This is a genomic window from Bacillus cereus G9842, from assembly GCF_000021305.1.
GTDB classification, from domain to species: Bacteria; Bacillota; Bacilli; order Bacillales; family Bacillaceae_G; genus Bacillus_A; species Bacillus_A thuringiensis_S.
This window is the reverse complement of the sequence record NC_011772.1, coordinates 1,121,743-1,143,732: the sequence shown is the minus strand read 5'-3', so window position 1 is coordinate 1,143,732 and position 21,990 is coordinate 1,121,743. Positions and strand designations below refer to the sequence as shown.

Here is a 21,990-nt window from a genome sequence, read left to right as displayed (position 1 = left end):
TAATATTTTGACGGAGGGGAATATTTTGAATAAAGTTTTTTTCATACTTGTATACTAATTTTTATAGCGATGATTGCTTCTAGTATTGGTGCATTCCTCATTTCATCTCAATTTTTGTTGAACTTTGTCAACATCTCGTTTTATATCGCGCTATTTTTTATTCTGATAGGTGGTTTTTTATTCATATTTCAAAATGGATTTTTCAATGTAACTCTTTACGCTTTCCAGAGAGTATTTGGCACGAACAAAAAGATTGACTCTTTAATTGAAGAAGTCGAGGAACCTACAGATAAGAAAGAACGTATTTATAAAACATATTCATTCAAATGGACATATCCAATTTGTATTACAGGTATCGTTCTTGGGTTGTTCTCGACCCTCATTAGCTTTACTATTTTGATGTAGTTTGCAAACACTATCCCATATGATATAATAATCAGCAAAACATTTTGTTATAAAACTTTAGTTCTTTCATATTAAAAGAGCTCAAGTAACAATAAATAAATTTATATGTATGCGATGATAAAGAAGAGTACATATTGATGCAATTTCAGAGAGCTTGTGGTCGGTGTGAACAAGTAATTGTACAGTATGGAATGGGCTTTTGAGCACCAAACCGAACCGAAAGTAGTAGGCCTTGGCGTTATATCCAGACGTTACTATGGATTAGAGAGATTTCACAGTAGTGAAATAATTAGGGTGGTACCGCGGTCCATTCGTCCCTATAGTTTTTTGGGATGAATGGGCTTTTTTGTTTGCCTTCTCTTCCCTATCACGCATTCAAATTTAGGAGGAAATAATTATGTCAGTTATCTTTTCTGGTATTCAGCCAAGCGGAACGATTACACTTGGAAACTATTTAGGGGCTATGAAGCAATTTACAGAGCTTCAAAACGAACACGATTGCTATTTCTGTATTGTAAACCAACATGCCATTACAGTACCTCAAGATCCTATACAACTTCGCAAAAACATTCGTAGTCTTGCTGCACTTTATGTAGCATGCGGCATCGATCCTGAAAAAGCTACTTTATTTGTACAATCAGAAGTACCTGCACACGCTCAACTAGGATGGATCATGCAATCTGTTGCTTACGTTGGAGAATTAGAGCGTATGACACAATATAAAGATAAAGCTTCAGGTAGAGATTCAGTTCCAGCTGGATTACTTACGTATCCACCATTAATGGCTGCTGATATTTTACTTTATAACACAGAAATCGTACCTGTTGGTGATGACCAAAAACAACATATGGAATTAACACGTGATCTAGCAGAGCGTTTCAACAAACGCTTCCGTGAAGTGTTCATAGTTCCTGAAATTCGTATTCCAAAAGTAGGAGCTCGCGTTATGTCATTAACCGAACCTACGAAAAAAATGAGTAAATCTGATCCGAATCCAAAATCAATGATCAGTATGCTTGATGAACCAAAAACAATTGAAAAGAAAATTAAAAGTGCTGTAACAGATTCAGAAGGTATCGTGAAATTCGATAAAGAAAATAAACCTGGAATCTCTAACCTATTAACAATTTACTCTTCATTCTCAGGAAAAACAGTTGAAGAGATAGAAGCAATGTACGAAGGAAAAGGATACGGCGACTTCAAAGGCGACTTAGCACAAGTAGTCGTAGAAGCAATTCGCCCAATCCAAGACAAATATAACGAACTAATCAGCTCCCCAGAACTAGACGAAATTCTAGACAAAGGTGCCGAAAAAGCAAACCGCGTTGCATTCAAACAACTACGCAAAGTAGAAAACGCAATGGGACTAAGCAGAAAACGTAGGTAACATAAAAAGCGGAGGCGACTGCTTAGCCCTGACGGCTAAAGTTCTTTCCCACAGAAGGTGCTTTTTACCTTCTCGTGGGGAAGGTTCTTAGACGCGAAGGGCTAGGAGCCGGAGCTAAATTACATATAAAGTGGAAGCGGCTCATTTAGAATGTGAGGGGGATGGAGCTCCTGACGTAAAGGCGCTTTTTGCCTCGCAGGAAGGCGCGAAGCCACCGAACATTCTTGCCGCTGGAGCTGGATTTCACCAAATTAAAAAACCGCCAATTGGCGGTTTTTTAATTTACCTTTTGCTCATTTTCCATTTCCCATAACTTTTCAAAAAACGGCTGTCCTTTTACAAGGCGCTCGCATAATTGTTCGTGCTTCTCAGACCAGCCTGATTCCGCTTCATCATATAGTCTTGCCCAAATATCTTCAAATTCCATATGTTGGACCGTTCCATATGCTGACGGATCCCACTCTGTGTACCAATAGCGAATTTCCGCTGTATTTTTCGTTGTATGTAATTGATCTAACGCCATAAATAATAATTGTTTTAGTTGTCTTTCTTTACGAGTCAAGCCATTCATAATGAAAGGCGATGGTGATAAAATGTGGTGTTCTTTTTCTGTTTCTTCTACTTGGAACTCATACTTTTCTGCTTGTACGTTTTCTACCATCTCATATACCATCTGCTCTTGCCGTGGTATAAGTCTGCTTTTACGAATAGGTACATTGTAACCAATTGTATCAATCGCAATAATTCCTTTTCCATCTGTAACAACAAAGCAATACTCTTGCTGCAAACGTTCATGATTTTTACGAATATAAGCCTTATGATGTACGTCTTCCAACAATTTTTGCGGAAGCTCTAACAATTCGTCCTCGATGTAATGATATAATGTGGCATCTACTTTTAATAATGGCACTTGATCTAATAGCTCAATCGTATCATCTTTCCGCCATTCGTAAAAATGACAAACGTTATACCCATTCTCTTCACCTTCAAACCAATTTACCCATACATCATGTAGATATAACATTCACTACCCCTCACTTCACTACTGTTTGTATCAATCATTATGTTCAATTTTTCTTAACTTTATTCCACCTAAGGAAATATATTCTAATTATTATTTTTTCTTCTATTAATACTAAAAAAACAGGAAATAGAGCTCCTGTTTTTTTATATATGAAATGTATTTGCTTTATTCAATATTTCTTTTGCATCTATAGATAATAAAGAAAGTGTATCTTCTCCTTCCAATGTTACACAATCTTTGACAATATGAAATCCAAGCGCATAGCCAAGCATCTTTGGATAAGAGTGAAATCCATTTAATAAGATGTCGTGCTCCCTTGTTCCTCGTTTTATACTTATTCTTTCATGTACAACATTTTTCCAATAATAAATAGCCTCTTCTTTTGAAAGATACATCGTCCACGGTGCATTGTTTTTTTCTGAATATCTTTCCGTTACCGCTTGCTCAGCTAGCCCTTCCATAATCATCGTATCAAGTAATGTATATTCTGTTTCTTTCGTCTCAATTTGATGTAACCTGCATATGTGATGATATTCATGCGCCAATAACACCTTTAATTCTTCCACCGAATTCCGTCCACATACAAATAAGAAAATAACATGACGCATAGATAATCCAGCCCTACCGTTATACTCTTCTTGTACAGTTCGATTATAGGAATCTGATAATAAAATAAAGACAGGGACATCCGGACCTTTCAACCAATTTTTCAATTTATCATACTCCAAGCTCAACTCTTTCCAAATTTCCTTTTCCTCTAATTCTTTAATTTCCTTTTCCCCATGCATGACCGGACGATACATCCCTTTTGAAATTAAAAAGCGATACAACCTTTCTTTTGGCAACGGAATATACTTCGTAAATTTCTCACAAAGTTTTTCTGGCCGTCCATAATATAAATGTAGCCATTCAGCTGTTTCAATAACCCCCATCTTTATCCCTCCTTTTTTCTTATGTATATGCTACAAGAGAAAAAGACGTAAAAATAAATAAGGAGTTTTTTCGTAATATGCTACGAAAAAACTCCTTATTTCATCTATTATTTATACGATTTAAATACTAATACTGCGTTATGACCACCGAATCCTAGTGAGTTACTTAATACTGCATTTACTTCTTGTTGTCTCGCTTGATTCGGTACGTAATCTAAGTCACATTCTGGATCTGGTGTTTCATAGTTAATTGTTGGAGGGATTACTCCGTCTGTAATTGATTTAATTGAGAAGATCGCTTCAACAGCACCAGCTGCTCCTAATAAGTGACCTGTCATTGATTTCGTTGAGCTAATTGCTACTTTGTACGCGTGCTCACCGAACGTTTCTTTAATTGCCATCGTTTCATACTTTTCATTCGCATCCGTACTTGTACCGTGCGCATTAATGTAATCAATATCTTCTGGCTGTAGACCTGCATCTGCTAAAGCTTGACGCATTGCACGCACGCCGCCTTCACCACCAGGAGCCGGCATTGTAATATGGAATGCATCACCAGTTGCACCGTAACCAGCGATTTCCGCATAAATGTGAGCACCACGAGCTAATGCGTGCTCTAATTCTTCAAGAATTAAAATACCTGAACCTTCACCCATTACGAAACCGCTACGGTTTTTATCAAATGGACGGCAAGCCGTTGCTGGGTCTTCATTAAATGTTAATGCTTTCGCTGAGCTAAATCCTGCGAATGCCATACTTGTTAACGGCGCTTCAGCTCCGCCTGTTATCATTGCATCAGCATCACCACGCTGAATTGCTTTAAATGCATCACCAATTGAGTTTGCACCAGATGCACAAGCCGTTACAGAGCAAGTGTTAATTCCTTTCGCTCCTGTTGCGATTGATACTTGACCTGCTGCCATATCTGGGATCATCATCGGCACGAAGAATGGGCTCACACGGCGCGGACCTTTCTCAGTAAAAATCTTAAATTGTTCTTCGTATGTCTCCATACCGCCAATACCAGATCCAATCCATACACCAATTCGAGGTCCGTTTTCTTCTGTAATTTCAAGCTTTGCATCTGCAACTGCCATTTTCGCTGCTGCTACTGCATATTGTGTAAAGCGATCCATACGGCGCGCTTCTTTTTTATCAATATATTTCTCGACTTCAAAGTCGTTAATTTCTGCTGCTACTTTTGCTGGAAATAGTTCCGGATCAATTCTTGTAAGTCGTCCGATTCCAGATACACCTTTTTTAATGTTTTCCCACGCTGTTTCAACATCTGTACCGATCGGTGTAACAGCTCCTAGCCCTGTAATTACGACCCTCTTTTTTTCCATACAAAATACACTCCTTTTTTTCTCTCAGTCCTTATTTACCCCAACGAAGAGCAACTGCTCCCCATGTTAATCCGCCGCCAAAACCAACAAGTATAATTAAATCACCATCTTGAATACGTCCATTTTGCAATTCCTCTACCATTGCAATTGGAATTGAAGAAGCTGATGTATTACCAAACTTTTCAATTGTCATACTCATTTTTTCTTGTGGTAAATTTAATCTCTCTCTTGCAGATTCCATAATACGAATGTTCGCTTGATGCGGTACTAAGAAATCCACATCCTCTTTCGTAAGACCAGCTTTATCCAGCACGCGAAGACAAGATTCACCAAGTTGACGAACGGCAAATTTAAACACTTCTCTGCCATTCATCATAACATACTCGTCTTGATAAAGATGCTTACCGCCACTTCCGTCTGCTCCTAATTCGAAAGATAGAACGCCTCTTCCTTCTGAAACAGCTCCCATTACGATAGCACCGGCTCCGTCTCCAAATAGTACCGCTGTATTTCGATCATTCCAGTCTACAATTTTAGATAGTTTATCACTACCAACTACTAATACATTTTTATAAGTTCCCGTTTGAATAAATTGCTGCGCTGTAATCATTCCGTACATAAAACCAGCACATGCTGCACCTACATCCATTGCAGCTGCATGTTTCGCTCCAATCGCTTCTTGAATGACACAAGCTACTGCTGGAAACGCACGATCTGGTGTTACTGTCGCCACCAAAATAAGATCGATATCTTCTCCGCTAACCCCTGCATCTTCAAGTGCTTTTTTAGCAGCCTCTACTGCCATATACGAAGTATCTATTGTATCATCGGCAATGCGTCTTTCGGCAATTCCCGTTCTCGTACGAATCCATTCATCGGATGTATCCATTATCTTCTCTAAATCGTGATTTGTGACTACTTTTTCCGGCACATATCTTCCGATCCCTAAAATGCCCACGTTCACATCGCAGCCCTCCGTTTTATATCAATTATTATGACTTGGTACTAATTTTAAAACATAAATGTATTTTTGTCTAGAATATATTTCAGCTAAAACATAAAGCTAGGCATTATTCACTTTATTGTTTATTAAAAGAAACAGAAACATACCTTCCCTGTTTCTTTTGAAATATAAAAAGGCTCGAACCGCTTCTCTCGACGGTTCGAGCCTCTTTCTCCTCAAAAAGAAAGGGTTTTATTGTTGATCTGCTTTCCCAAGCTCATATGCTTCGTTCATAACTTTCATCAATAACTCTAATACTGGTTGTGCTTTCTCCATATCAAGCGCAATTCCATTATCATCTAAAATGGCCTTTGCTTCTGGTAAATGCTTCATTGCGATTTGTAAAAACTGCATGCTTTTTTCGTTCATATTATACTCTTCCTCTCCATTAAAACTTTCACATACAATAGTGTAACACGCGTGCTACCCTTCGTATAACTCTTTATATTTTTTCATGTGTGCCAGTTGCTTATTTAAACCGTATTCTAACGGAGTATTTCTTTTTATCGAAATTACCTCGATAGCCTCATCTCTTACTTCGTTATTATTTTTATTTACTTTATCATCCGCGCGTAAAAGGTTCATACCTTTTTTCCATAATGACTTTTTACCACTAAGCAAATTGTATATACCGAGATGCTGCTCGTTCATTCCATTTTCCCATAAGTATTCACATACATCTTCCACGTACAGTAGATCACTTCCGTTTTCCTCACTCGCATAATAGCACTCTTTCTCATCCAGTTCTGATAAAATGAGCTGATGATACATCATAAAAGACGGTTGCCACGGTCCATATAATGTAGGAACTCGAAATACACTATATTGTAAATCCCCTTTTTTCAATCCTTCTTCTACTTTCAAAAATATGCGCTTATTTTCCGATTCATCTGTACTACCTACTTCAATAGAAGAAATTAAATTTAACTTCAATTTTTGTTCTTCACACATTCTTATAATTCGCTTTAAATATTGTAATATGACTCTTTCATTCCGAAATCCACATTGCTGATTTGGCTCATATAAGCAAAAGTAAACAGTATCGAATCTCTCTTCCTCTACTAATCTCCATCCATCTTCATCTCTTATCGAATAATACGTAAATAACGCATTTCGCCCAATTAACAATAACTTCTCTTCATTAATTTTGGTCATACTATTGAATTCATCAAAATCAAGACCATACACTTCTACTTCTTCTGCGATCATTTTATTCACAAGGTGATAACCTACAAACGTAAGTGCACCTATTATCAGCACGCGTTCCATACCACCAACCCTTTCTCCTTGAAACAAATAGCTCCTCATTTATGTATATGGGAGCTTCACAATTCTTCTTCATATTTTTTAAAGAAATCAGTCGTTTGCCTAACCATTTTATATTTCACATCTTGCAGATGGAACAAGACAGAAGTATCGCATTGATTTAATTGCCTCATTTTCTCATATTTACGCAACTGTTGTTTTCTTCCTCTTTTTTCTTGTGTTGATACGAAAACTTTGACAGGTACACAAGATGGCAGAAGCGTAAATGATTTCTTATTTATTTTTAAATCTAACTCTTCTTCTTTGGCATCATACGCCAAACTTAATTCCTTCACTAATCTTTTGTAAAAAAACTTATGCTCTTTCTCAAATTCCACATATTCTGGTAAATCTAAACATGGATTCAACATAATGACAGAACGAATACATTCAGGGTATTTGTTCATCATTTCAAGTGCTACAAGCGCACCCATACCATCTGCCATTATGTGCATTTTCGCATTTAACGTCTCTTTTCTCAAAACAACATCATATAAACGTTTTGCTAGACGAACAGATTGGTCGTTTCCCCAGTGCCTTCCGTATAAATTAGAAGAAAAGACTGTGTAGCCTTCCTCAATAAGGCCATGTAAAAAATAAGATCTTCCCGCATGCTGTGTCCATAAACTTGTACCATTCTCAATAAAGTAGTTGTAATCACCGAGGAGCATAACCGAAAATCCATTTGGCTTCTCCGGTAAATAAATGACACATGGTTCTTTTTCTAAGTAAAAAAAACGTTCCGTAATACTCATTTTTCCCCCGCCTTATTTTCTAAACATATAAAACCACTCTTTTATAATGTATGAACGGAATGCAAATTTGCGTTGAAAAATCTACAAATATTTTTCTATATTCTTTTTTCAATTGTGTTACAATAAGGACAGATTGAACGAATAGAGGTGTAAAATATGCGTTTCATTTGGGCATTAATTTGGTCGTTCTTACTTGTACATATGATGAGCTATGTAATCGGCTCTATGACTGGCGGTACATACGACTTTAACCAAGCGTCTATTTTCTCAGTTGTTCTTGCTGTATTAGTACTAGCGATTTCAGCTGCAATTCCAAACGAGCCAGTAGAACAACACTAAAAAAAGAGTCCGGATTTTATCCGAACTCTTTTTTATTTTTATTTCACATGAACAACTAATTCGTTATTTTCTACATCGACAACTACGTGACTATTGTCAGTAATTGTTCCTGCAATTAATTCTCGCGCTAATTTCGTTTCCACTTGACGTTGTACGTATCGTTTTAATGGACGAGCTCCATACATCGGATCAAAGCCAGCTTCTACAACAAATTCTTTTGCTGCGTCTGTTAATTCTACTGTAATGTGACGGTCAGCTAAACGCCCTTGTAATTCTTTTACAATTTTATCAACAATACCTTTAATTTCATTCGTTGTAAGAGGTTTAAATAAAATAATTTCATCAACACGGTTTAAAAATTCAGGGCGGAAATGTCCTCTTAATTGCCCCATTACAAGGTCTCTTGATTCCTCTTTAATCGAGCCATCTTCTTCTAATCCATCTAGTAAATGAGCAGATCCAATATTTGAAGTCATAATAATAACTGTGTTTTTAAAGTCCACTGTACGTCCTTGCGAATCTGTAATGCGTCCATCATCTAACATTTGTAATAAAATGTTGAATACTTCTGGATGTGCTTTTTCAATTTCATCTAATAAAATAACGGAATATGGTTTACGTCTTACCGCTTCTGTTAATTGACCGCCTTCTTCATATCCTACATATCCAGGAGGTGCACCAATTAAGCGTGACACTGCGTGTTTCTCCATATACTCAGACATATCAATACGAATCATTTGCTCTTCACTATCGAATAAAGACTGCGCTAACGTTTTTGCAAGTTCTGTTTTACCAACACCCGTAGGGCCTAAGAAAATGAAGGAACCAATCGGGCGGTTCGGATCTTTAATACCAGCGCGAGCACGAAGAACCGCGTCTGATACTAAGCTTACTGCTTCCTCTTGTCCGATGACACGCTCTGATAAGATTTGCTCTAAGCGTAGTAATTTCTCGCGTTCACCTTCAACGAGTTTAGCAACAGGAATACCAGTCCAGCGTGAAACAATATCTGCAATTTCTTCTTCACTTACTTCCTCACGTAATAAACGATTTTCTTGTTTATTATGCGCGCCCATTTCTTCCGCTTCTTTTAACTCTTTTTCAATTGCTGGAATTTTCCCGTGACGAAGTTCGGCTGCTTTATTTAAATCGTAATTACCTTCTGCTTCTTCTAATTCACGGCGCAGACGTTCTAAATGTTCACGTAAGTCACGAACTTTGTGAATGTCTTCTTTTTCTTTCTCCCATTTCGCTCTCATACCACTTGCAACTTCTTTTAAATCTGATAGTTCACGTTGCAACGTTTTAAGACGTTCTTGGCTACCACGATCTGTTTCTTTTCCAAGAGCTGCTTCCTCAATTTCTAACTGCATAATACGACGCGTTACTTCATCTAATTCTGTCGGCATAGAATCGATTTCTGTACGAATTGTTGCACACGCTTCATCGACAAGATCAATTGCTTTATCTGGTAAGAAACGGTCCGAAATATATCGATCTGATAAAACTGATGCTGCTACAATCGCGCGGTCATGAATATTTACACCATGATAAATTTCAAAACGCTCTTTTAAACCACGTAAAATGGAAATTGTATCTTCAACAGTTGGTTCTTCTGCTAATACTTGTTGGAAACGTCTTTCTAACGCCGGGTCTTTCTCAATATATTTACGATATTCATCTAATGTCGTCGCCCCAATACAGTGTAGTTCACCGCGAGCAAGCATCGGTTTTAACATATTCCCTGCATCCATCGCACCTTCTGTTTTACCGGCGCCAACGATTGTATGAAGTTCATCAATAAATAATAAAATACGCCCTTCACTCTTTTTAATTTCATTTAATACAGCTTGCAGACGCTCTTCGAACTCACCACGGAATTTCGCACCAGCTACGAGCGCACTCATATCTAACGCGAAGATCGTTCTATCTTTTAGCCCTTCAGGTACATCTTTTTTCACAATACGCTGCGCTAACCCTTCAACGATTGCTGTTTTACCAACACCTGGCTCACCAATTAAAACAGGGTTGTTTTTCGTTTTACGTGAAAGAATGCGAATGACACGTCGAATTTCACTATCCCGGCCAATAACAGGATCAATTTTCCCTGCTCTCACTTCTGCCACTAAATCACGGCCATATTTTTCTAACGCTTCATAAGTTGCTTCTGGATTTTGACTAGTCACTCTTTGATTCCCCCGAACTGTCATTAAAGACTGTAATAAGTTATCTTTCGTAATATGAAATCTTGTAAATAATTGATTGATATCGCCTTTTTCTTCAGAAAAAGCAAGCAATACATGTTCCACTGAAATGTAGTCATCTTGCAATTTCTCTGCTTCTTTTCCTGCTCTTACAAATAGTTGTTGCAGAGCACCTGTTATATATAATTTGCCTACTTCTGCACCGCTTCCCGTTACAGAAGGCTTTTTCTTAATTAAACTTTCGGCGCCTTGCTTTAACGCTTCTATATCGACATTCATTTTTTGAAAAATACGCACTGCTAACCCATCTTGCTCTTCTAATAATGTAAACAAGAGATGAACAGTATCTACTTCTTGATGATGATGAGATACCGCTAAAGATTGGGCACTCATAATCGCCTCTTGTGTTTTTGTTGTCATTTGATTTAAGTCCATCTTTACAGCCCTCCAAACGTTTGACTTTCTTTGACCTTTGATTTAATTATACGCCAACTGACTTTTTTATACAATAAATTCGCCTATGCATTTTCAAACTTATTATTGGAAAAAGAAAAAAGGAGCATTCATTATGCTATTAAAAAAAGTACGATAAATGAAACTACATTATGTAACAACAAAAAAGCCGCAATAAAGATTGCGGCTTCTGTTACGGTTTTCTTTTATATGTCCACTGGCGGTTATGATTCGTGTTATCTGGAAACTTTTCACCGGCAGTTAATTGTACCATTTGCGGATTTTTTACCATACTTCCCGTTTCACCAATTTCTACGTAAATGCCATCATTTGGCGCTTTTTGTCCAGAACGAAACCTGCGATTTTGTCCCATCTTCATTCTCCTTCCATGACGTCTTGCCTCATTAGTATATCCATTTTAAAAGAAAGGTTTTCTGTCATGTTTAGGAAACAAGTACTACATCTCATTCTTGTACATATACATGAATGACACAAGCTTAGGAAGGAATTCCTTTCCTATCTGTAGAAAAAAAGAAACCAACCTACTCTAGGCTAGTTTCAAAGGAGAGTCAAACATATACGAGAAGATTACATGTTCATTATATGCCTCATCATACGAGCAATGTAACCCTTTTCACATTTTGTACATAATGAAAGAAACATTATTTGAACTTTCTAAAAAGATGTTGACTTTTCTTAATTTCCAACGAGAAATAGTAGACACCATAGTACTTCGCGACGTAAGATGGATATATAGTGAAACCTCCATCTATGGTGGTCTCACCCAGTCTAACCTCTTATTTCTGCATATTAAAAACGGAAATACAGATAGAAACAAAAAAATTATTATAAGAGGTGAAATTATGAACAAACAACATTTAATCGCATTAGACTTAGACGGCACTTTATTAACAGACAACAAAATAATTTCCACTCGAACGAAACATACAATTGCAAAAGCAAAGGAACAAGGACACGTTGTCGTTATTTCAACAGGACGTCCATTCCGCGCTAGTTATGATTACTATAAAGAACTAGGTCTGAATACACCTATCGTAAACTTTAACGGTGCGTACGTGCACCATCCTCTTGATTCAAACTGGGGTATACATCACTCTCCTCTTGAGCTAGCAACAGCGCAAGAAATTGTACGAGCTTGTTTTGATTTCGGCGTAAAAAATATATACGCTGAAGTTATGGATGATGTGTATGTTCGTGAAATTGATGAAGATAAAAAACACATTTTCGAATTCGGTTCTCCTAAGATTTTTACAGGAGACTTATTAAATATTTTAAATGACCATCCAACTTGCTTATTAATTGACGCACATGACGAGCATTCTACTGCAATTCGTCAACATTTAACTGATATGCATGCGGAAGTAATCGACCATAGAAAATGGGGTGCACCTTGGCCGATTATTGAAATTGTAAAAAGCGGATTAAATAAAGCGGTCGGATTACAAAAAATTTCTAGTCATTACAACATTCCACAAGAGCGAATTATCGCTTTCGGTGACGAAGATAATGATTTTGAAATGATTGAATTTGCTGGTCACGGCATCGCAATGGGTAATGCCATCCCTGAATTAAAATCACTCGCAAACCATACTACGTTAACGAACGAAGAAGATGGTATTGCTTTATATTTAGAAGAGGTTCTTGGGTTGTAATCTAAAAATTCCCTACTTATAGTTTCCTGCCAAATGCCCATACTATAAGTAGGCGCATAAGACATCGCGTCGATTGTTTTCAGCTAAATAAAGGGGGTTTTTCGAATGGGTAAAAAGAACAAATCAAAACGTTTTATCCAACAAGGAGCCGATGCTGTTATGAAGCATGATGCAAGATTCCCGTACAGAGGTACATTAGCTGAGGCAGAAAAGGCAAGAAGTAACTCTTCTTTTGGAGGGGTTTAAATGGGGAACTTACTATTCCAACAAGCTAGAGATGCTGTTGAAAATGCCGTATCTTGTTCAAGCGGTACTGAGCAACAAGATCTCGTATATAGAGCAAAAAATGCTTTGCAATCCGCTTACGCAAACTCTTCAACTGCTGAAAAAGTTCAGCTCCGTGAAATGCAAGAGCAATTGCAAAACATTACGAATGTACATTAAAAAAGAGGACCAACTTTGGTCCTCTTTAATCTTTCCGAAACAATCCGAACACCCCAACTGTTTGCAGTATATTTGTAAATGCACCTGGGTCCACTTGTTTAATAATCCTCTCCAATTCGTATAACTCGTAACGGGTAATAACCATCATTAACATTTCTTTATTTTCATTCGTATAAGCACCTGTTGCTGGTATCGTTGTAATTCCTCTTACTAATCGCGAGTGAATCGCCTTTCTTACGTCCGCCCCATTCTTCGTAACAATTAATGCTGTAATCTTTACATGACGAGTATGAATTGCATCAATAATTCTCGTTGATACATATAAAGTCACTAACGTATATAACGCTTTTTCCCATCCATATACATAGCCAGCAGCGATAATGATAATTGCATTAAAAAAGAAAAAGTATGTACCGACAGGCTTATCTTTTATTTTTGATAAAATCATGGCGATAATATCTAATCCACCTGTAGAAGCACCCCACTTTAAAGCAATCCCTACTCCAATTGCCGAAATAATCCCGCCAAAAATCGCATTTAATATAATATCATTCGAAACCGCTCTAACAGGGATGATTTCTAGAAACAGAGTCATAAATATAACACAAAGAAAACTAAAAAAGGTGAAGGCCTTTCCAACCTTTTTCCACGCTAAAATAACGACAGGAATATTAAATAAGCTAAACAATACTCCCGTAGATATGTGAATCGATAAAAAATCACCTAATATTTGTGATAATAATTGAGACAATCCAGCAAAGCCGCTCGCATACACTTTTGCTGGTGTTAAAAATAAATTCATCCCAATCGCGTTTAATAAACCTGCGATGATTACAACGATTAACTTCTTTATAAGTTCAGTATAATTCAACTTCAAATCCATTTCGAATCCACCTTTACCCTTCATAAATGCACCGCTATACATAGTCTTTACGAAAAAGGAAATGATAAACGTACAACGTTTAGGAATGGAGTTGATACATATGCCACATACGAGTGATAACGACAAAAAAGCACGCGATAATAACGCAAAACGCACACAAAAAAATGAGCAAGAGCAAAAAAATATAGAGCAAGGTAAACGTGCATACTCTAAAAAGACCGATCACCTTTGATTCCACCGTACATCAGCAATTATGTTGATGTACTTTTTTTACATTTCACAGGAAAAAACATTAAAAATTCACTTCATGTTCACTTCTATATTCTACAATAGCGATAACATATTCGGATGAGGTGTTGGCATGAGAGGGAAACAAATTTTCATTATTACTGCACTAATAAGTATATTGATGCTATCTGCTTGCGGACAAAAAAACGAATCAGCTACAGTCGCCACAGCAACAGACTCAACCGTTACGAAGGACGACTTCGAAAAACAGTTGAAAGATCGTTACGGAAAAGACATGCTATACGAAATGATGGCACAAGACGTCATCACAAAAAAATATAAAGTATCTGATGAAGAGGTAAATAAAGAAGTAGAAAAAGTAAAAAAACAATATGGAGATCAATTCAAAAAAGTATTAGAAAATAATGGTTTAAAAGATGAAGAGGATTTCAAAAATCAAATTAAGTTCAAACTTGCTATGAATGAAGCGATTAAGAAAAGCATTACAGAGAAAGACGTAAAAGACCACTATAAGCCAGAAATTAAAGCGAGTCACATTTTAGTAAGTGACGAAAATGAAGCGAAAGAAATAAAGAGTAAACTAGATGCTGGTGCTTCATTTGAAGAATTAGCAAAACAAGAATCACAAGATCTACTATCAAAAGATAAAGGCGGAGACCTTGGATACTTCAATTCAGGTACAATGGCTCCTGAATTTGAAACGGCTGCCTACAAACTAAATGTTGGACAAATTAGCAATCCCGTAAAATCATCAAACGGTTATCACGTTATTAAATTAACTGATAAAAAAGATTTAAAACCTTACGATGAGGTAAAAAACTCTATTCGCAAAAACTTAGAGGAAGAACGTACTGCTGATCCTGTATTCAGCAAAAAATTGTTACAAGAGGAATTAAAAAAGGCAAATATTAAAATAAATGATAGTGATTTGAAAGATACATTTACTCTTGTTTCTCCACAAGGAAATTAAAAAAGCACAACCTTATTTTTTTAAAAATAAGGTTGTGCTTTTTAATCTTCTATCTTATTTCTTAAAGTAAGTCCAACCTTCTTCTTGGTAAACTTTTTCTTCTTTCATCAACTTACCAAGTGCGCGCTTAAATGCAGCTTTACTCATGTTAAAGCGTTCTTTAATATCTTCTGGATGGCTCTTATCCCAAAACGGCATTGCTCCGCCTCGCTCTTCCATATATGCATAAATTACTGCCGCATCGTCTTCCATTCCTTCTTCTTTACGAGGAAGAAGTGAAATGTTAATTGTACCATCATCTTTCACGTCAATAATACGGCCCGTTACACGCTCCCCGATGCGGACTTGTTCTTTTCTTTCTGTATGGTGTAAGAAAGCACGGAAATGCTCATCAGTTAGTACGAATGAACCAACTTGAAGAGAACGATATACACGTCCATTTACGTTTTTATTACGCATAGATGGCGTTGCATCTACGATAATTTCTTGCATATCACTGTCTCTTGCCGGAAGAGCAATTAAACGATCACGATTCGTTAATTTTAACGTACAATATAATTCGTCGCCTACTTCTGGCCATACCGGCATATAAATCGGGAACTCATCAGCTGGAATTAGTATATCTTTTGATACACCAATATCAACAAACACACCTAAACTAGGAATGACTTCTACAACCTTTACCCAGTTCCAATCATACGTTGTAATAATTGGCTCCTTCATTGTTGCTGAAATACGATTTTGGTGATCAAGGTATAAGAATACATCAATCGTATCGCCTTCTTCAATTTCTCCAGCTACTTCGTTTTTATGTAGGAAAATTTCTTCTTCTTCATTCCCAACCATATATCCAATTTCCGTTTCGCGTAAAACAGTTACCTGTTCAATCGATCCTATTTGCAAATACATATTTTTTAATTCCCTTCTATATATATAAAATTATCTTTTTTATCATTCCAAACAAAAGTTAATTATAACATGATTTTTCCTGTATTTGTCCAACTGCCCAAAATTCACTATAATAAAGTGAGGTTACATGAATATAAGTATGAAAACACTTAAGTCTAGACTCGTTTTCAGCTATACTTTAGTATGTACAGTACATAACAAGATTAGAAATTTATTTGGAGGTGCTAACTATGGCAAAAGATAGTTCTTTTGACATCGTTTCGAAAGTAGAATTACCTGAAGTAACAAACGCAATTAATATCGCATTAAAAGAAATCCAAAACCGATATGACTTTAAAGGAAGTAAAAGTGATATTAAATTAGAAAAAGAAGTACTAGTTTTAACTTCTGACGACGAGTTCAAATTAGACCAAGTAAAAGACGTTTTAATTTCTAAACTTGTAAAACGTAACGTTCCAATTAAGAACTTAGATTACGGAAAAGTTGAAGCTGCAACTGGCAACACTGTTCGCCAACGCGCAACACTTCAACAAGGTATCGATAAAGATAACGCTAAAAAAATTAACAACATCATTAAAGAAATGAAATTAAAAGTAAAAACACAAGTACAAGACGATCAAGTACGTGTTACAGCGAAAAGCCGTGATGACTTACAAGCAGTAATTGCAGCTGTTCGTAGCGCTGATTTACCAATCGACGTACAGTTCATTAACTACCGCTAAAAAGAAAACTCCTCTTAATTAGAGGAGTTTTCTTTTTAGTTTTGTAGAGACAATAATTACAAGAACAAGCCATAGAAAAAAGGCATCTGCGGTGAAAATTGCTAAGTGAACAGAGTCTAACTATACGAATACTTCACAAGTGAATGCATGATTAAACTAGGCCTTATTGTAGAATTTGTTTCATACATGCATTTAGCAGACCTTATTGAAAATAAAAAAAAAGACAATTTAAGACGTTTCCCCTTCGATTTGAATTACTTTTCTTAGTAATTACATCCTAGGCCAAAGTCATCTTAAAAATCGCTGTAACTTATAATTTCTCTTCCCGCCAAAACGTAACAATTTATGAGTATAAGAATATTTCCCAACCTTTAATATAATGTAAAATTAATAAGGATCTTAAAAAATGTTAATTAAAAAAGAGTTAGAAGTGGTTATATGAAGAAATTAATATTATGGTTTTTATTGGCCACATTCTCCCTAAATACTGTAGGATGTTCTAATAATACGAATACACTAACGGATAAGTCTAACTGTATCAACAAAGCTTGGTACAAAAAAACTATGTCATGTAATCATTTAAAAAACATTAAATAGTTAATGATAAAAGTCATAAGAAAAGACACATCAAAGTGCCTTCCTCCGACTTGAACCATCTTAATTTTAATCATATTTGGATGGAGTTAAAAAGAAGCATAAATTGTTAATAAAGATGCAGACTTCAAAATAAAAAAGTACGTTAAGGACACTCTTATATTAAACACTAATATTTTAGAAGCAAGTTTATAAATATAAAACCTACAGGGATTTCCCCTGTAGGTTTTATTATATTTCAAGTGATTTCCAAATGAATTATGAGTGGCTTTTTTCAGTTTGATTTTCAAAATATTTTTCTTTAACCATTTTTATCAGAGTTTCTTTTTCTGTTAGTTCAAATATAAATAATGCTTTTTTCATGTTATTTGCAATATCTTCTTCATTCTGTTGTTTAAATCTTAATAAATTCCATCCTTTTAAATAGTACAGTTCACCTAATAAGTATAAAGTATTTAGATTAATAGCTAATTTGATGCCCTTATCAATGTATTTTACCGCTTCTTCATATTGATAGGTCATACCTAAACATTTCGCTAAATTAAAAATGATTTTTAATTTAATCGCTTTATCTCTCGGAAAATCTAACTTATTAAAATTAGTTAAACATCTTCCTAATATAGTAATACTTTTATCATATTCTTTATTTTCCGCATAAAATATAGACATTGTCTGCATAATATCTATTTCTCTTTCTGATAAAAAATCAACATTGGTTAAAGTTAGTTTTAATGCATTATTTAAAAGTTTTAAAGCAGTTTTTATGGATCTGTTCACCTCAAATACAGCAATTGCTTCATGCCATAGGAGAAATTGTTTATCTTCTTTTGCTTGGAAATTTTTTTCATCTTTCTCTTTTTTCACTATTTCATAAAGTTCTTTATATTGTTTTTGCTTTAAGCAATCTTTTATTACGTATTTTACATTTTCTACATATTTAAATTTTTTGTTTTGAGTTAATGCAAATATATTATTCGGGTCAATACCAAGTCTTTCTGATAATTGATATAACAATATACTAGATGGATAAATCATACCTTTTTCTATTTTGCTAATTTGACTTTGCGAACATATTCCATGACATAATTCGGATTGTGATATATTTTTTTTAATTCTAAGCTCTTTAATGGTAATACCCAAATCGTAAAATTCCATTTTCCCACCTACTATTTAGCACTATATTAGTATAAGAGTATTCTCTAATTTTTAATGTAATATAAAATTAATATAGTTGCAATTATCGTTCGTTCCAAAGATCTTTCTCTATCCGTATTGACACAAAAACAGGCTAGGAAAAAGACTTTCTCCCTAACCTGGAACCCCCTCTCATTAGAGAAGTTTTCATTTTCGTATCGTTTCTCTTAAGAAATTTCATATCAACAGAATAAACACTATTGCCCCACCGAACAAACAAATACAATAAGAAGACATGAACATAGAACGAGCAACTTCTCATCTACGTTTCCTTTTAACTGCAATTAAAAACGCAATAAATAATACATTCACACCAACGATTAAGGAGATAAATAACCAATTCACACCTGTTTCTCCGTTAACTTTATACACGTTTGATTCTTCACGCTTTAAAACGAGATAAAATCCCCCATTTTCCTCTCTTATAATTTCATCCTCTAACAATCCTCTTAACTCTTGTTTTTCACCAATCGTACTTGCAGGTAAGGAGACTTTTTGTGTTTCTTTCGTATTATTAATTGCTACTAAAGTTACTTCATTTTTATATTTTCGTTTTAGTATGCTCATCCCGCTATTATCATACAATAGCTCAAACGTACCGCGTCGTAAAGACGGTCTCGCCTGTCTAAGTTCACCTAGTTTTGTTATGTGCTGCATAAATTTTTCGTCTGACTTAAAATCCATTAATCGTCTATTATCGGGTACACTTCCTCCATCTAATGCAATTTCAGTTCCGTAATAAAAATTCGGAATTCCAGGTGATGTTAACAGATATGTAAGCGCCAGTTTTAAACGTGATGGCGGATAATACATATTTTCTTTTGCAATACGCGCATATCTTTTTGTTTCTTGATCATCTAAGAACGTAACAAATTCTCCTTCTTTTTTACTCACATCGTATAACGATTTCACCGATACATCCGCTTTGGAAAACGATTCTACTATTTTTTCGTTGTATTCGCTATCCTCCTTTGTCATAATACGAAAATCTTTCTTTATCACTTGCATATCTTTTTGCGCGTTATCCCAAAAGGAACGCGGCTTTTTTTCACTATGTATAACATAACTTCCGTCTAAATCAACTTCTTTTATCCACCATTTCATTGCGTCAATTACCTGTTGTTCGTTTTCTCCAAGCGGAAATTGAAATACAACTTTCATTCCTTTTGCCTGAGCTTCTTTTACAAGTTCTTTCACATCATTTTCTGTCCCGAAATGTTCATTTACCTTTTTAAAATTTCGCACGTCTAATCCATCGTACTTTCCACTTTCAAAAAGTGGCGAAAGCATAACGGTAGTAAAACCCATTTCTTTTATGTAATCCAACCTTTTTATAATTCCTCTTATATCCCCGCCTTGATACCCTTCTAAATTACCAACTTCTAACTGTTTGTCATTTTTCGGTTCTCCATTATTGAAGCGATCAATCATAATGGAGTATATAACCTCATCTCGCCACTCTCTTTTTTCGTCTGCAAAAGTATGTATTGGTACAAACAAAACAACAGCTAAGCAAAAACAAATGAATAGTTTCCTAGTCCATATTTTCCCCACACGCATCCCCCAATTTTTTAATTGTAAGAATATTATACCAATTATCCAAGTGAAACGCATATGCCGATTTCAATCCTCACAAAATAATCTATGTTAGATTTTATGACATCACGTATGTAATTTTCTGAATTTTTAGTTGATTTTTAGTTTTATTTCGAATATGATATGAAACATAACAAATAGATGTTATTTTTTCTAACATTCCAGGAGGAGAGATCATGAATATGGGAGATACGGTTTTTATGTTTGTGACGACAGTAATGGTCATGTTGATGACACCAGGATTGGCACTTTTTTATGGAGGTATGGTTCGTAGCAAAAACGTACTCAGTACAACGATGCATAGTTATAGTGCAATGGCTATCGTTTCGATTCAATGGATTGTTATCGGCTATTCTTTATCATTCGGGCCAGATTGGCACGGACTTATCGGTACACTTGATTGGTTCGGTCTAAACGGAGTTACCTACGCACCAAATCCAGACTACTCATCTACTATTCCTCACAATTTATTTATGATGTTTCAACTCATGTTCGCCATTTTAACTCCAGCTTTAATTTCAGGTGCATTCGCTGAAAGAATGCGATTTTCTGCCTTTCTTATTTTTATCCTTCTATGGACAACAATCGTTTACAATCCTGTCGCTCATTGGGTATGGGGCCTCGGTGGGTGGCTAAGGGAACTTGGTGCACTAGACTTCGCTGGCGGAAATGTCGTTCACATCACTTCCGGAGTTGCCGGTCTTGTATTAGCTATTTTCCTTGGAAAACGAAAAAACATAAATGGTTCTTCTCCTCACCATTTGCCATTTACAATGTTAGGCGCAGGCTTATTATGGTTTGGCTGGTTCGGTTTTAACGTTGGCAGCGCATTATCCTTAAACGACGTAGCTTTAACTGCATTTATTAATACAAATATAGCCGCTGCTGCCTCTGCTCTAACTTGGATGCTTTCTGAATGGTTCTTCCAATCAAAACCGACCGCGATGGGAGCTGCTTGCGGAGTTGTTTCTGGTCTAGTAGCTATTACACCAGCCTGCGGGTTCGTTACACCTTTCTCCGCCCTTCTTATCGGAGCAATTGGTGGTATAATATGCTTCGGCGCCGTTTTCTTCCTAAAAACAAAATTCGGGTATGACGATACACTTGATGCCTTTGGATGCCACGGCATCGGAGGAACTTGGGGCGGTATTGCAACAGGACTATTTGCAACTACTGCCGTAAACGGGGATGGCGCAAACGGATTATTTTACGGAAATGCCGCGTTACTGTTTAAACAACTTATAGCGATTGGCGCAACATATGCATTCACGATCATCATGACGTATGCCATTATTAAAGCGATCAACTTCTTCCTCCCCGTTCGCGTCGATGAACATGAAGAACACATGGGTCTTGATATTTCAATGCATGGCGAGAAGGCTTATGAACATGCAGAGCGAGTAAACTAAAAAAGAGATGCAATCTATTGATAGTAGATTGCATCTCTTTTTTGCGTACTAGGCAACATACCCCACCTAGTATAAATGTAAATATATCAACGGTTTTTTGGATATATCAACGATTTTTCAAATATATCGATTGTTTCTTTCAATATATCAACGGTCCGACACAACATATCGATTTACAAACAAATTCCGACATA

At 36.0% G+C, this 21,990-nt stretch carries 23 protein-coding genes and 1 other annotated feature; of the genes, 10 read left to right on the top strand and 13 right to left on the bottom strand.

Annotated features, from left to right (window positions below; genetic code table 11):
• The first annotated feature begins 69 nt into the window (after nt 1–69).
• Nucleotides 70–405: a DUF3899 domain-containing protein gene (locus tag BCG9842_RS05695; RefSeq protein ID WP_003277140.1), complete on the top strand. Its 336-nt coding sequence runs from the start codon at nt 70–72 to the stop codon at nt 403–405.
• A 105-nt stretch (nt 406–510) separates the two neighbouring features.
• Nucleotides 511–727 (top strand) — a binding site (T-box leader).
• Between the two features lie 75 nt (nt 728–802).
• Nucleotides 803–1,792: a tryptophan--tRNA ligase gene (gene trpS, locus BCG9842_RS05690; protein ID WP_000110979.1), complete on the top strand. Its 990-nt coding sequence runs from the start codon at nt 803–805 to the stop codon at nt 1,790–1,792.
• 277 nt (nt 1,793–2,069) lie between these two features.
• Here the strand turns inward: trpS and BCG9842_RS05680 are convergent, their stop codons facing one another.
• From BCG9842_RS05680 to BCG9842_RS05650, 7 genes are all read right to left on the bottom strand, one after another.
• The gene (locus BCG9842_RS05680; protein ID WP_000966117.1) at nt 2,070–2,816 is read right to left on the bottom strand and encodes a YjbA family protein; all 747 of its coding nucleotides are present in this window, start codon (nt 2,814–2,816) and stop codon (nt 2,070–2,072) included.
• Between the two features lie 143 nt (nt 2,817–2,959).
• Nucleotides 2,960–3,748 carry a DUF2268 domain-containing protein gene (locus BCG9842_RS05675; RefSeq protein WP_000538198.1) on the bottom strand — a complete coding sequence of 263 codons (789 nt, stop codon included), beginning with the start codon at nt 3,746–3,748 and terminating at the stop codon, nt 2,960–2,962.
• Between the two features lie 107 nt (nt 3,749–3,855).
• Nucleotides 3,856–5,094 (bottom strand): beta-ketoacyl-ACP synthase II, encoded by a 1,239-nt coding sequence (gene fabF, locus BCG9842_RS05670; protein ID WP_000412645.1) that lies wholly within the window; start codon nt 5,092–5,094, stop codon nt 3,856–3,858.
• Between the two features lie 31 nt (nt 5,095–5,125).
• The gene (fabH, locus tag BCG9842_RS05665; RefSeq protein WP_001100533.1) at nt 5,126–6,058 is read right to left on the bottom strand and encodes a beta-ketoacyl-ACP synthase III; all 933 of its coding nucleotides are present in this window, start codon (nt 6,056–6,058) and stop codon (nt 5,126–5,128) included.
• A gap of 231 nt (nt 6,059–6,289) precedes the next feature.
• Nucleotides 6,290–6,466 (bottom strand): ComZ family protein, encoded by a 177-nt coding sequence (locus BCG9842_RS05660; RefSeq protein ID WP_001003335.1) that lies wholly within the window; start codon nt 6,464–6,466, stop codon nt 6,290–6,292.
• Between the two features lie 54 nt (nt 6,467–6,520).
• On the bottom strand, nt 6,521–7,393 hold the full coding sequence (locus tag BCG9842_RS05655; protein ID WP_000486171.1) for an NAD-dependent epimerase/dehydratase family protein: 873 nt from the start codon (nt 7,391–7,393) through the stop codon (nt 6,521–6,523).
• Nucleotides 7,394–7,422: 29 nt separating this feature from the next.
• Nucleotides 7,423–8,157 (bottom strand): hypothetical protein, encoded by a 735-nt coding sequence (locus BCG9842_RS05650; protein WP_000028706.1) that lies wholly within the window; start codon nt 8,155–8,157, stop codon nt 7,423–7,425.
• A 156-nt stretch (nt 8,158–8,313) separates the two neighbouring features.
• On the opposite strand from BCG9842_RS05650, the gene BCG9842_RS05645 reads away from it, so the two are divergent.
• The gene (locus tag BCG9842_RS05645; protein WP_001211116.1) at nt 8,314–8,496 is read left to right on the top strand and encodes a YjzD family protein; all 183 of its coding nucleotides are present in this window, start codon (nt 8,314–8,316) and stop codon (nt 8,494–8,496) included.
• A gap of 38 nt (nt 8,497–8,534) precedes the next feature.
• On the opposite strand, the gene clpB is transcribed toward BCG9842_RS05645, so the two are convergent.
• Both clpB and BCG9842_RS05635 read right to left on the bottom strand, forming a co-directional pair.
• Nucleotides 8,535–11,135 carry an ATP-dependent chaperone ClpB gene (gene clpB / locus BCG9842_RS05640; protein WP_000365378.1) on the bottom strand — a complete coding sequence of 867 codons (2,601 nt, stop codon included), beginning with the start codon at nt 11,133–11,135 and terminating at the stop codon, nt 8,535–8,537.
• Between the two features lie 211 nt (nt 11,136–11,346).
• Nucleotides 11,347–11,526 carry a YjzC family protein gene (locus BCG9842_RS05635; RefSeq protein WP_000531422.1) on the bottom strand — a complete coding sequence of 60 codons (180 nt, stop codon included), beginning with the start codon at nt 11,524–11,526 and terminating at the stop codon, nt 11,347–11,349.
• A 490-nt stretch (nt 11,527–12,016) separates the two neighbouring features.
• Here BCG9842_RS05635 and BCG9842_RS05630 point away from each other — a divergent pair, with 490 nt between their 5' ends.
• The 3 genes from BCG9842_RS05630 (at nt 12,017) to BCG9842_RS05620 (ending at nt 13,270) form a co-directional block, all read left to right on the top strand.
• On the top strand, nt 12,017–12,826 hold the full coding sequence (locus tag BCG9842_RS05630) for a Cof-type HAD-IIB family hydrolase (RefSeq protein ID WP_001041241.1): 810 nt from the start codon (nt 12,017–12,019) through the stop codon (nt 12,824–12,826).
• A 105-nt stretch (nt 12,827–12,931) separates the two neighbouring features.
• Nucleotides 12,932–13,072 carry a hypothetical protein gene (locus BCG9842_RS05625; protein ID WP_000516816.1) on the top strand — a complete coding sequence of 47 codons (141 nt, stop codon included), beginning with the start codon at nt 12,932–12,934 and terminating at the stop codon, nt 13,070–13,072.
• Complete coding sequence (locus BCG9842_RS05620) at nt 13,073–13,270, top strand: DUF3813 domain-containing protein (RefSeq protein WP_000527408.1); 198 nt, start codon at nt 13,073–13,075, stop codon at nt 13,268–13,270.
• 25 nt (nt 13,271–13,295) lie between these two features.
• Here the strand turns inward: BCG9842_RS05620 and BCG9842_RS05615 are convergent, their stop codons facing one another.
• A complete protein-coding gene (locus BCG9842_RS05615) occupies nt 13,296–14,153 on the bottom strand; it encodes a YitT family protein (RefSeq protein WP_000364431.1) in 858 nt (285 codons plus the stop codon).
• A gap of 100 nt (nt 14,154–14,253) precedes the next feature.
• On the opposite strand from BCG9842_RS05615, the gene BCG9842_RS29320 reads away from it, so the two are divergent.
• A complete protein-coding gene (locus tag BCG9842_RS29320) occupies nt 14,254–14,385 on the top strand; it encodes a DUF3941 domain-containing protein (protein ID WP_001120850.1) in 132 nt (43 codons plus the stop codon).
• Between the two features lie 129 nt (nt 14,386–14,514).
• Entirely contained in the window at nt 14,515–15,372 is an 858-nt protein-coding gene (gene prsA / locus BCG9842_RS05610) for a peptidylprolyl isomerase PrsA (RefSeq protein ID WP_001214386.1), read from the top strand.
• 54 nt (nt 15,373–15,426) lie between these two features.
• Here prsA and BCG9842_RS05605 read toward each other — a convergent pair whose 3' ends face one another.
• A complete protein-coding gene (locus BCG9842_RS05605; RefSeq protein ID WP_000281261.1) occupies nt 15,427–16,281 on the bottom strand; it encodes a CvfB family protein in 855 nt (284 codons plus the stop codon).
• 230 nt (nt 16,282–16,511) lie between these two features.
• Between BCG9842_RS05605 and BCG9842_RS05600 the strand changes: the two genes are divergently transcribed.
• Nucleotides 16,512–17,003 carry a YajQ family cyclic di-GMP-binding protein gene (locus tag BCG9842_RS05600; RefSeq protein ID WP_001040146.1) on the top strand — a complete coding sequence of 164 codons (492 nt, stop codon included), beginning with the start codon at nt 16,512–16,514 and terminating at the stop codon, nt 17,001–17,003.
• Between the two features lie 852 nt (nt 17,004–17,855).
• Here the strand turns inward: BCG9842_RS05600 and BCG9842_RS05595 are convergent.
• Both BCG9842_RS05595 and BCG9842_RS05590 read right to left on the bottom strand, forming a co-directional pair.
• Entirely contained in the window at nt 17,856–18,752 is an 897-nt protein-coding gene (locus BCG9842_RS05595; RefSeq protein WP_000397873.1) for a helix-turn-helix domain-containing protein, read from the bottom strand.
• A gap of 297 nt (nt 18,753–19,049) precedes the next feature.
• A complete protein-coding gene (locus BCG9842_RS05590) occupies nt 19,050–20,405 on the bottom strand; it encodes an alpha-amylase family glycosyl hydrolase (RefSeq protein ID WP_003309197.1) in 1,356 nt (451 codons plus the stop codon).
• A 158-nt stretch (nt 20,406–20,563) separates the two neighbouring features.
• On the opposite strand from BCG9842_RS05590, the gene BCG9842_RS05585 reads away from it, so the two are divergent.
• Nucleotides 20,564–21,796, top strand: coding sequence for an ammonium transporter (locus BCG9842_RS05585; RefSeq protein ID WP_001055851.1), 1,233 nt, complete (start codon nt 20,564–20,566; stop codon nt 21,794–21,796).
• Nucleotides 21,797–21,990: the final 194 nt, after the last annotated feature.